We start from the raw sequence: 11250 nt of genomic DNA, 5'->3' as shown, positions 1-11250 counted from the left end.
CTTGGTTAAAGTATCTACTAAATATGTTGAGCAATTCTTTACAGAATACGATAAAGGTAAACGTTCACACGAATATGGCAAAGCATGATATTATTGTTATTGGAGCATCGGCAGGGGGCGTATACGCGTTAAAAGACCTGGTAGCAGCTTTGCCTTATGATTTTCAAGCGTCTCTCTTTATCGTTCAGCATGTTTCTCCGCATTCGCCAAGTTATTTACCGGATATTCTGGCTACAGCAGGCCAATTGCCTGCCAGCCATCCCCGCGATGGTGAACTAATTCAGCCAGGGCATATCTACGTGGCTCCACCCGATCATCATCTACTGGTAGAATATGATCAGGTGCTCGTAAAGAAAGGCCCAAAAGAAAATCGCTTTCGTCCTTCAATCGATGCACTCTTCCGTTCGGCTGCCTACAACTATGGCCCTCGGGTTATTGGAATTATACTAACCGGCATGCTCGATGATGGCACATCAGGCATGTGGTCGATAAAACGGCTTGGTGGCACCTGTATCATCCAGCAACCAGAAGAGGCCATGTATTCCAGTATGCCCGATAACGTTTTGAATTACGTAGAGGTAGACTACAATCTATCCATAGGCGAGATGCCTGCTTTACTGATTCGATTGTGTAGCGAGACTGTAACCGACAAACCGAGTCTGCCTAAAGAGGAAGAGAATCGGATGGCAACCGAAATAAACATTGCCGCTCAGGATAACGCTTTCGACATGGGCATTCTGGACATGGGAGACTTTACGCCCTTAACCTGCCCGGAATGTAATGGTGCGTTAATCAGCATTAAAGAAGGTAAACTGATTCGATACCGTTGCCACACGGGTCATGCTTTTACGGCCAGTTCGCTATTGGCCGAAACCACAAAAGTCGTTGAAGACTCGTTCTGGAAAGCCGTCCGTAGTCTCGAAGAAACGGTTATTCTGCTGGAGCATTCGGGCAAGCACTTTGCCGAGGGTGGAAATGAAATCGCTGCAGCTCAGTTTCTTGAAAAAGCCCGGCTTACCCGTGAGCGAGCCAGTCAGACCCGCAACTTTGCCATGCAGCAGGAAAAATACAGCGGAAACTCGGTTCAACAACCCGAGCCCGGCTCACCCCCAAACAGTAACTAGCATAACAACGAAACGTTCAGGCAATTAAGGCCTCCTGCCAGTATTTAGTGAGCTCCTGAAAACTAGCTACCCATTCTGGGCAACTATCAGGTTTTATTAAATAGCTGTCACTTAAACACTTCACTCTTCGTCTAGATGACAAAAAGGTACATCACATAAAAGTTTAATGAACAGCTTCGTTGGCAGATTACCTACCTCGATTTCATTTCGCTCACTACGTTACGATTTAATGCTGATTGCCAGTGTAGAATATACCCCGCCTACCTTCATCTTACCAAACCAAGCCATATTAACCGTGGTTAGTTTAAAGACGGCCAGTTTCATCCACTGGTTCGATAACTACCTATGGCAGCAATCACATCAGATACTAGTTCAGACAACCTGTCTCATTTTCGAACGAACAAAACGATTCCGCCGATTCTGGAGAAGAACGTACTGACAGCTTTGTCGTTTTATCCTGAACTCATCAACGTACCGATCCGATTTGTTTTCAAACAGCGTATCAAATCATCGGTCATGCAGGCTCAGCCGGTGTTTAGTTCACTGTTGGGCAGCCGGGCTAATCGATCTTATCAGATCAATATCAGCTCGGTTTTTACCCTGACGCACTCGCTCACTCCCATCCATCATCTTCCTGACCAGATCATGATTGGCTGGATCGGTCATGAACTGGGTCATATCATGGACTATCAGACCAGAACAAACCTGGGAATGGTAGGCTTTGGTCTCTCTTATATCACCTCCCCTGAGTTCGTAAAAAAAGCTGAACGAATTGCGGACGATTTTGCTGTACGGCACGGCCTTGGTCCCTATCTTGTTGCTACCAAACGATTTATTCTCGATCACGCCGAACTGCCACAGGCTTACAAGGACAAAATTGCCCGGCTATACGTATCCCCGGAAGAAATTGTTGAACAGGTCAAAAAACTGGAAGAACAAACGTCCGGACAACGGTCTTTTCCTGATTGACAACTACTCCTGAACGTAGCGTTGGAAATCGAGGAAGTCGGCTTCTTTCATGACTCGGGGAATTTTAGCCTGTCCGCCCAGTTTTTTATACGTTTCACTCCAACTGTATATTTTCTCAACAGGCACAACCTCCGCTTCCACGCCTTTCAACGAGCGACTACGCGCTACTTTGTAATTTTTATTAGCCTGACATAAAATCTCATCAAGTGATGTTGCCAACTGGCTCTCATCGACGGTTCGATTAGCCCCGATAATCCACTTGTTGATAAACTCACCGTTTTTATGAATGGCCGATACAACATATTCCTTGATTTCCACATCGAAATGTTTTTCCAGCGACTGCATGGCTTCATTCATCTGAAAAACAGACAACTGCTCGCCCACTACGTTCAAAAAGTGCTTGGTCCGACCCGTTATCCTGATCTCACTACGTTGTTTATCAGTGATCATTACCGTATCGCCGATCATATAGCGCCAGGTGCCTGACACCGTCGATATCAGTAATACGTAGTCGACGTTCTCCTCTACATCGGCTAGCGTCAATACCTTTGCCGCGGCTTTAACCTGTCCATTTTCGTCCATATTTTCGGGGGTAAATGGGACGAATTCGAAGAAAATACCATTGTCGACCATTAAGGCCATTGCCGACGTATCGGGGCGCTTTTGCGTAGCCAGGTATCCTTCTGACGTTAAATACGTATCGATATACTGTAAGGGTCTGGCCAGTAGCGTTTCCAGACTTTTTCGGTACGGTTCAAACGCTACGCCCCCTGATGTATAGACTTGTAAATTCGGCCAGATGTCATGAATGGTATCAAGCCGATTGTAGGCAATCACTTCTTTCAGCATTAATTCAATCCAGGACGGAATACCGCTCAAACTCCCAATATCCCATTTGGGCGCTTCCTGAGCAATTCGACGTACTTTCTCGTCCCAGTTCGATAAAGAAGCAATCTCAATGCCCGGCTTGTAAAGCGTTCGAAACCAGGTTGGTAAATTGGCCGCACTGATGCCACTAATTTCCCCCTCCTCATGGTCATCTTTCTCAATAAGGTTCGTGCTGCTGCCCAGCATCATGATCTGCTTATCGAAAAAGTCGGCAGGTAAATCAAAGTTTTTCAGGCTTGTAATCTGCTCAATCCCTGATCGCCGTATGGAATCAAGCATATCGTCGGTAACGGGTATAGATTTGCTGTTGCTGGTCGTGCCACTGCTTAAGGCAAAATAACGCTGCCCGCCCGGCCACGTTACGTTCTGATGGCCATCGAGCAGGTAATGCCACCAGTCGTTGTATAATTTGTCGTAATCATGAACAGGTACCGCTTCCTGAAAAGCGGCCACTACGTTTTCGCTGTTCAGGATCGCCGTAAAATTATAGGCTTTCCCAAAAGCAGTCAGTCGGGCTCTGGTGAGCAGATTTTTCAAAACGGCCTGCTGGGCGTTGACAGGGTCAGGTTCCGACGTAACAAGGCCATAAACGTCGATGGCTTTTTTGATTAATTCTCCAATAACAGACATGTATCGTATTTAATTAGGTTGTGTATATTCGATCCTATTAACCAGACATCAGGCGATATAAGTAATCGTCGACTAACCGGCTAACAGTAGGCTAACAAGCAGAACCAGCCGTGTTTGCTTCATACGTATTCGTTGAGAACGATCTATTAATCCAAACTCCTCCCGCTCGAGTCTGTCGGTCCTATTTTTGGTTTATTGATTATCCGGCCCCCTCTATTATACAGACTCTATACTATTGGCGGCTTATTACCGAACCGGCAGCCAGTCCGTAACCAGCTTAAAGCCAGGCGGATTTTATTTGACTCCTGGTACGCATCGATCAATCGATTTGTCGCTGAGTTAGCCAATTAAACAGACTAACTATCAGTTGCGGACCAGCTTGTTCTCAGACTACCTGAGAGCCGAGTTGGTCTGCCCCAGAATCCGGGCAATTACACGCTAAGCGAAAGTAATACCTACAAAGCCTGGTAATCATTTTATTGACCGTTTCCTTACTATAGGCAAGCGCTGACAAACAACCCCTAAAAGACATAGGTTGACCTGTAAACTCAACGTTCAAACCGTATGCAGACAATTCAGGACCCACGTCAGCAGTATCCATCTCCACCCTATCCTCAACCCGATCAGCCTTACCCAGGCACGGATGAAAATATGGCTCCTACCGCCGATCATGGCGAAAAATCCTATCAGGGAAGCGGTAAACTAGTCGGTCGAAAAGCCTTGATTACCGGAGCAGATAGTGGCATTGGCCGGGCCGTTGCCCTTACGTTTGCCCGTGAAGGAGCCGACGTACTGATTTCCTATCTCAGTGAAGATAAAGACGCGCAGGAAACCGCCCGGCTGGTGGAAGATAGTGGCCAGAAAGCGGTGCTGGTTAAAGGCGATATTCAGGATGAAGCCCATTGCCAGCAATTGGTTCAACGCGCCATCGACGAATTTGGTCAGCTCGATATTCTGGTTAATAATGCGGCCTTTCAGATGAATCATGATTCATTCCTGGACATCACAACCGACGAATTTGATCGGACCTTCCGGACGAATGTCTATTCACTTTTCTTCCTCTGCAAAGCCGCTCTGCCGCTCATGAAAGCCGGTGGTTCAATCATTAACACTACGTCCATTCAGGCTTATCAACCCGAACCAACTTTGTTTGCCTACGCAGCTACGAAGGGCGCTATTGTAAACATGACGAAATCGCTGGCTAAAGAAGCGATGGAATCCGGTATTCGTGTCAACGCCGTAGCCCCTGGTCCGGTATGGACACCACTCATTCCGGCCACAATGCCCGAAGAAAAGGTAAAAAGCTTTGGCGAAGATTCATTACTCGAGCGCGCGGCTCAACCTATTGAGCTAGCACCGATTTACGTTCTATTGGCTTCTCAGGAAGCCAGCTATATTACGGGAATGATCTACGGAGCCACCGGAGGCCGCCCAATCGCTTAGTTTAAAACCTGGATACGTAACGAAAACCAACTGGCAACGCTACGTATAAAAAAACACTAAAAAAGAGAGGCTAGGAATCAATAGTCTCGCTTTTTACTCTTTTCACTTGCCGCATACGTAAACGTTCTAATCGACAATTCTTTTCATGAAAGCAGCCGTCTTCCATAAAATGGGTGATATCCGGTACGAAACGATGGATGATCCTAAACTAGAGCAATCCCGGGATGTGATCCTTCGCATTACGTCGACCGCTATCTGCGGCTCCGACCTGCACATTTATGACGGCTTCTTGCCTCAGCTGCAGAACGAGGTTCTGGGGCATGAATTTATGGGCATTGTTGAGGAAGTAGGATCAGCGGTTATTAACCTCAAAAAGGGCGACCGAGTGGTGGTTCCCTTTACAATTGCCTGTGGCAAATGCTTTTTTTGCCAGCATAATCTGCAGATGCACTGCGAAAACTCGAACGAGAAGGCCTACGGCCCTGACGGCGGCCTTTTATCCGAAAAAGGAGGTGGCTTGTTTGGATACTCCGATCTCTATGGCGGCTACAACGGCGGACAAGCCGAATACGTTCGGGTTCCTTATGCCGATTATGGTTTGCGACACGTACCGGAACAACTCAAGGACGAGCAGGTTCTTTTTCTATCGGATATTTTCCCTACGGGCTGGAGCGCCATTGAATGGGGCGAGTTGAAGGGCGGTGAAACCGTGGCCATTTTCGGATCGGGACCGGTTGGCCTGATGGCTCAGAAGTCGGCCTGGCTTCAGGGAGCCGGTCGGGTTATAGCTATTGATCCGCTGAACTACCGGCTGGAACGAGCCCGGCGCGTCAATAACGTAGAGACATTGAATCCGCACGAAGTAGACGTACTGGAAGCCCTCAGGAGCATGACCGACGGGCGCGGTCCCGACCTGTGCGTCGATGCTGTGGGTATGGAGGCCGAACGCTCTATTCTGGATAAAGCGAAAGCCGTTATCAATCTGGAAAAAGGAACGACCAGTGTGCTGGAACAATGTTTCCGTGCCGTTCGGCGCGGTGGTATTGTTTCGGTGGTGGGTGTTTACGGAACCCCAGCCGACAACTTTCCGCTGGGTCGTATTTTTGACAAAGGCATAACGATACGTACCGGCCAGTCGCAGGTGCACAAGAATATCGATCACCTGATGGATTTAGTAGTTGATGGTAAAGTCGTACTGGACGATATCGTTTCGCACGTATTACCCCTAACCGACATCTCGCGCGCTTACGACATCTTTAAGAAAAAGCAGGACGACTGCACCAAAGTCATCCTCAAACCCTGACGTAGTACAAGCCATCCCAATAAACTATTTTCAGGACATAAACGCAGCTATGGAAACTCAACAGAATGGCAAGACAGCATTAATTACCGGAGCTAGTAGCGGTATTGGTCAGGAATTGACCCGGTTATTTGCCAAAGACGGCTATAAGCTGGTGCTGGTCGGACGTAACGAAGAAGCTTTGCAACAACTAGCCAGCAACTTTACGAACCAATACGGCACCCAAACCATAATCCTGACCAAAGATTTGGCCGACCCCAACGCGCCCCAAGAAATTTATGCTGAAACCCAGGCGCAGGGACTACCAATCGACGTATTAGTTAACGATGCTGGTTTTGGCGAATACGGCCAGTTTGCCACCGAAACCGACCTTCAAAAAGAACTGGCTGTTGTTCAGGTAAACGCCATAGCCCTGATGCACCTGACGAAGCTGTTTTTGAAAGACATGGTCAGTCGGAACGACGGCAAAATTCTCATGCTTGGCTCAGAAGTGTCTGTTATTCCCAACCCACTGATGGCGGTTTATGGGGCCACGAAAGCCTTTATCAAATCGTTCTCGGAAGCGATACGTAACGAACTGAAAGACACAAACGTCACTGTAACGGTTTTGATGCCCAGCGCTACCAACACCAACTTTTTCAAGGTTGCCGGAGCTACTCATACGGTTGCTGCAGATCCGAACACAGCGGCCAGCCCTTCTGATGTTGCCAAGGAAGGCTATATGGCTTTGATGGCAGGCAAAGATCATGTGGTGGCAGGCCTGATAAATAAAGTACGTCTGGCCGTATCGCAGGTTCTTCCCGATCCGGTTCTGGCCGCTAGCGCACGCCGGAATATGACACCTAGAGCGGAAGCCGAACAACAGCAAAAAACGCAGTTAGTCACGCTAGCCGTTGGCGCAGTCGTACTTGGCGGCTTGTGGCTATTACTCCGCAATCGCAACACGTATGATCCAATCAGCCCCTACGATACGATGCGCTATCGGTATAAAGCCGGGAAAGCAAAATACAAGACCCACCAGGCCCTGGAATCAGCTGGCGATTCGGTGAGCAGTGTTTACAAACAGGCGAAATCCGTTGTTGAAGATGCGTTGACGTAGTAATTTATCCAGAATACGAAAAGCCCCGAAAATTTTCGGGGCTTTTCATTATAACGTTCTTCTTCCAGCTTTCTGCCTTTTCGGGCGTACCGGTTACGATTCCTGCCAGTCGGCAGTTCACCGTTTTTTCTAGTGCTGGCGCTAACTGGCCCTCGCTGTATTTCCCTAATCCCACGAGGGCAATGCCTAGTTTTCGGGTGGCTCCGATTGTGGCAGTTGCTGACGAAGCCGACTCAGCAGTCGATTCATTGTTTTTACTGCCACAGCCATACAGTCCGGTAAATGCAGACAAGCCCGGCACAATCAATGCGGTAGTACCTAACTGGTTGATGAAAGCACGACGGGAGACAGACCATTGTTTCATAACGTAGCCAATTCAGATGTAGTAAACGATACGTTTTCTCCATCTTTTTAACAGCTCGTTTTGGCGAATGTTTGGTGAGGTCCGTTCACTCACGGAGATATAAGCCAATGAAACTTCGTACGTAGCGTTTCCTGCGAACTTAACTTACCCAGCTATGTGCATACGTCAAATCAGTTCTGTCGTTTCAGACCATACATATACCGGGTTCCTGGCTGACCGAATTCCAGTAATTTAAGTGTGTCCGAATTGGCAGAAAGCCAGTAATAGAACGACCGGCCAGATTGGTCAGCCGCTTTTTTCTTGAACAGGATAAACGGCCCAACAACGCCCAGCCCTCCCTCACCTGCTACCCACTGAAAATAGGTCATTCCAGCTAACGTCGTGTCATTCTGAAGCGCAGTCGTAACCTGATCGGGTTTCGTAAGGGATATGGTTTGTGGAGTTGATGAACCTGGCAACGGAATCCAGGTATCGGACGTAATTAGTTGTTTGTCGTACAAAATCCAGTTACCTACAAAATTATAGGCATTAGGTACTGGCACGGCTTCAGGCCCTTTTCCGACACAACCGGCTAGCCAGACCGATGCAAAAACGACAATCAGGTAAGTAAGTGGCTTCATAGGTAAAGGAGCTAGTTTATTGGCTGTAAGAGTCTATCCCAAGCGCAAAGGTTGCAAGCCTTATAACTCATATTCCACCATCACAAGGGTTGCAACTGATAGCCCTTACACAACTAGTTTTCCGATCTAGTCATCCACGCCAATTGGTATGCCAACATAAGGCGTAATAGCACGGGTACATCCGGCAACAACTACAGGTATTTTCCTCTACAACTAACGTAGGTAGTTAAAACAATTAAGAGGAGAGTGTTTGCTGAAATTCAGAGAACAATAGGCTATACGGCCTGTCTGGCGGGCCTGGTACGAAATTTACACAACTTGACTGCTGGAATCGCGTCTTCAAATTACTCAACGCCGGTGCCCAATTAAAAGATGGTTAAATTATCGCCAAAACCAACTACCCGACAACCCAGCTCAACCAGCCTACGAGCACTGGACACCGCCAACTTCTTTTTAGCCGATGTTCGGGATGGACTAGGCCCCTATTTGGCTATCTACTTATTAACAACGCTACACTGGCAGGCTCAGGACATTGGCATCGCCATGTCGGTGATGGGTATTGCTACTGTAGTTGCCCAGACACCCGCTGGTGTACTAGTCGATCAAACCCGCCGGAAACGCGTATACTCAATTATAGCCTCCTTGCTTATCGCCATAGCCGCAATCATTACGATTACTGTGCCAACCTATTCGGTCATTATTGGTGGGCAAGTGATTATGGGCGTAGCAGCAGCCTGGTTCGCTCCCGCCATTGCCGCCATCACACTAGGACTGGTTGGGCCACGTGCTCTGGATAAACGTGTTGGACGTAACGAAACCGTCAATCACGCCGGGAACGTATTTTCGGCGCTGCTGGCAGGACTGCTTGGCTACTACGTAAGCACCAAAGGGATTTTCCTATTGTTGGCCGCCATGTCTATTCTGAGCAGTCTGTCGATCTGGCGCATTCAGGAAAAAGATATTGATCATCAACTGGCTCGGGGTTGTCAGGAGGACGACGACCAAGCCAACGATGATAAGCCTTCTGGCTGGCGGGCCGTGCTCGGCAATCGGTCGATTCTCTTTTTTGCCCTGGCCTGCGTACTGTTTCATTTTGCCAATGCGGCCATGCTTCCTCTGCTCGGCCAGCGACTGGCACAGGGAATCAATGCGGGCGCTTCGTCGGCCTATATGTCAGCCTGTATCATCGTGGCGCAACTCGTTATGATTCCCGTTAGTTACCTGACCGGGAAACTGGCTCCTCAGGGACGAAAGCGATTATTACTGATTGCCTTCGCGGTATTACCCATTCGAGGACTGCTCTACACCCTGACCAGCGATCCAATCCTACTCGTTGCCATTCAGCTACTGGACGGCATTGGCGCGGGCATTTTCGGTGTCTTATCAATTCTGATCGTTTCTGATCTGACTCGCGGCTCCGGCTTATTTAACACTACACAGGGAGCCATTGCTACAGCCGTTGGCCTTGGCGCTTCGCTTAGTAATGCGTTTGCCGGAACCTTGCTTCAACATACCAGCTACAATGTCGCTTTTCTAACCCTGGCTGCACTGGCCGTTGTTGCCCTGGGCGTATTATGGTTTTTTGTTCCTGAAACAAATCACCAGGCACGTCAACCGCTCCCCGACCACGCTTGATTTCTCCTACGTAGATCGTCAAAACTATTCTTTGTAAGCATGGCAAAAACGCCAGCTTGAAAAACTTTCACTATTGGCACATCAGTACTTAAGCTAACTAACTCCATGATCAACCACCGCATCTTATCTCCTTCTTATTTCCTTATTAGTTTGCTTGTTGCCACCACGCTTACCAGTTGTTTAACATCCCGACAAACAGCGGCTAACCTGGAAAAAGTGGCTAGCGATAATTGTTCGATTGATTCCAGTGGTACGTCCGGCTACGTGTTTCATCCCACCAACTTACAACCGGGATCACCAGACGATTCACTGCTCAAAAATCGCTACGGTGAGCGCGGCCTTCGGATGGCGCAGGCTGTAGGGCTCACGCCACTACTGATACGGGCAACCCGACTGGAGCAGCAACAGAATCCCGATCAGCCAGCCTCGAATGAGTATCTGACACTACGCCAAAAAATGACCGACCAGCTTCAATTAGCCAATTTCGATATTGCTACGGCCGTTGCGCTGGTCGACTGCGATAGTAAACGCTCAGCACTGACCGCTACGTTACTAACCCGGCAGGAAAACAGTCGCGAAAAACGCATGACTATTAGCGCCATAACAACGGGGGCATTGACCGCACTACTGGTTGGTTATCTGAAACTGGGCGATCATGACGATGCGGGTGAGTGGACCGGTATTGGTGGTGGGTTGGCAGAAGCAAGTTTAGGGATCACATCGTTGCTACAAAAACCACCCAAAGCCAATTATCGTCACGAAAGCAATCCTTTACGGGATATATGGCCCCATTCGGCTACGTCAACCGTTTTTCCTCCGTTAGTCTGGTATTATCTCAATAAACCTAAATCAGCCAATACTCCCTCACTTATTGATGCACTGCATGGCCGCTGGGATATTCTGGTTTCGCTGAATGCCAATGCCAGGCGAATTCAGAAAAGCAAACGACATGAAGTTGATTATTTTGGTGACGGTGACTTCTATACGGCTGAAGATTTAACCGTGCGTTCTACGATGCTGGGTCAACTGGCAACTGAGCTCCAGTTAATGAACAATGACTTGACCATTTTACTCAACGAAATTGTGCGGCCACGTGCAAAGCGATAGCCGGTCGTCTCTACGTTGTATGTTCTAAACCCATTTATGCTGGCTTAGAACATACAACGTAGCTTCATTCA

General features: G+C 48.3%; 10 protein-coding genes. 7 read left to right on the top strand and 3 right to left on the bottom strand.

The genetic code is table 11. The annotated features are described in order from the left end of the window. The first annotated feature begins 74 nt into the window (after positions 1 to 74). On the top strand, positions 75 to 1124 hold the full coding sequence (locus GK108_RS14660) for a chemotaxis protein CheB (protein WP_163949538.1): 1050 nt from the start codon (positions 75 to 77) through the stop codon (positions 1122 to 1124). Positions 1125 to 1469: 345 nt separating this feature from the next. Then, the gene (locus GK108_RS14655; RefSeq protein WP_163949534.1) at positions 1470 to 2093 is read left to right on the top strand and encodes a hypothetical protein; all 624 of its coding nucleotides are present in this window, start codon (positions 1470 to 1472) and stop codon (positions 2091 to 2093) included. Positions 2094 to 2096: 3 nt separating this feature from the next. Here the strand turns inward: GK108_RS14655 and GK108_RS14650 are convergent, their stop codons facing one another. Continuing rightward, positions 2097 to 3611 carry a GH3 family domain-containing protein gene (locus GK108_RS14650; RefSeq protein ID WP_163949531.1) on the bottom strand — a complete coding sequence of 505 codons (1515 nt, stop codon included), beginning with the start codon at positions 3609 to 3611 and terminating at the stop codon, positions 2097 to 2099. 564 nt (positions 3612 to 4175) lie between these two features. On the opposite strand from GK108_RS14650, the gene GK108_RS14645 reads away from it, so the two are divergent. The 3 genes from GK108_RS14645 to GK108_RS14635 all read left to right on the top strand — a co-directional run bounded on the left by GK108_RS14645 (position 4176) and on the right by GK108_RS14635 (position 7453). Further along, complete coding sequence (locus GK108_RS14645; RefSeq protein ID WP_163949529.1) at positions 4176 to 5054, top strand: SDR family oxidoreductase; 879 nt, start codon at positions 4176 to 4178, stop codon at positions 5052 to 5054. A 145-nt stretch (positions 5055 to 5199) separates the two neighbouring features. Continuing rightward, a complete protein-coding gene (locus GK108_RS14640; RefSeq protein WP_163949528.1) occupies positions 5200 to 6357 on the top strand; it encodes a zinc-dependent alcohol dehydrogenase in 1158 nt (385 codons plus the stop codon). A 49-nt stretch (positions 6358 to 6406) separates the two neighbouring features. After that, entirely contained in the window at positions 6407 to 7453 is a 1047-nt protein-coding gene (locus GK108_RS14635; RefSeq protein ID WP_163949525.1) for an SDR family NAD(P)-dependent oxidoreductase, read from the top strand. 4 nt (positions 7454 to 7457) lie between these two features. Here the strand turns inward: GK108_RS14635 and GK108_RS31165 are convergent, their stop codons facing one another. Next, positions 7458 to 7817, bottom strand: a complete 360-nt coding sequence (locus GK108_RS31165) for a hypothetical protein (RefSeq protein ID WP_212592801.1) — start codon at positions 7815 to 7817, stop codon at positions 7458 to 7460. Positions 7818 to 7987: 170 nt separating this feature from the next. Continuing rightward, positions 7988 to 8437: a hypothetical protein gene (locus GK108_RS14625; RefSeq protein WP_163949521.1), complete on the bottom strand. Its 450-nt coding sequence runs from the start codon at positions 8435 to 8437 to the stop codon at positions 7988 to 7990. Between the two features lie 372 nt (positions 8438 to 8809). Here GK108_RS14625 and GK108_RS14620 point away from each other — a divergent pair, with 372 nt between their 5' ends. After that, positions 8810 to 10072 (top strand): MFS transporter, encoded by a 1263-nt coding sequence (locus GK108_RS14620; protein ID WP_163949519.1) that lies wholly within the window; start codon positions 8810 to 8812, stop codon positions 10070 to 10072. Between the two features lie 105 nt (positions 10073 to 10177). Then, positions 10178 to 11179, top strand: a complete 1002-nt coding sequence (locus tag GK108_RS14615) for a hypothetical protein (RefSeq protein ID WP_163949514.1) — start codon at positions 10178 to 10180, stop codon at positions 11177 to 11179. Positions 11180 to 11250 lie beyond the last annotated feature (71 nt).

Source organism: Spirosoma terrae (assembly GCF_010435915.1).
Classification (GTDB): domain Bacteria; phylum Bacteroidota; class Bacteroidia; order Cytophagales; family Spirosomataceae; genus Spirosoma; species Spirosoma terrae.
This window is presented reverse-complemented; position numbering and strand designations above follow the sequence as displayed.